Here is a 412-nt window from a genome sequence, read left to right as displayed (position 1 = left end):
CACTCGGTCCAACCAGTCGCGACGTCGACCATCGTCAACGTCTGAATGAACGAGCCAGCTACAGATGTGCCGCCATGAGCCACCATGTCGACCTCGCAGAACCCCGGAGGTGGATCGTGCCAGTCGTTGAACGTCCGGATCGGAACTTCCCGCCGTACCGCCGAATAAAAGCCGACCCGCCGGCGCTTACCGCCGGCCGCGGCAATTTTGGTCTCGACCAGCAGGCGATCAATCGTGGCTGCGCTGACGCCGAGCACCAGCGCTCGATCCGCCTGGTCGAGCTTGAGCCGGCAATGCCGCTCCAGCGAAGGCAGCAACGTCGGAATCATTACCTTGAGCCGCTTGCCGCAGATCCGATCCGAGGCCTCCCACAGCGCCACCAGCGCATCCCTGATAGGGGCGCCATAGGTCG

At 63.8% G+C, this 412-nt stretch carries 1 pseudogene; it reads right to left on the bottom strand.

The features are described from left to right. A pseudogene (locus tag AC5ZGW_RS47250) lies at nt 1-412 on the bottom strand (transposase); the annotation flags it as partial.

The sequence above is a fragment of the Bradyrhizobium sp. Crot121 genome, assembly GCF_059512385.1.
Note: the sequence above shows the minus strand (reverse complement) of the source record. Positions and strands in the feature narration are given on the sequence as shown.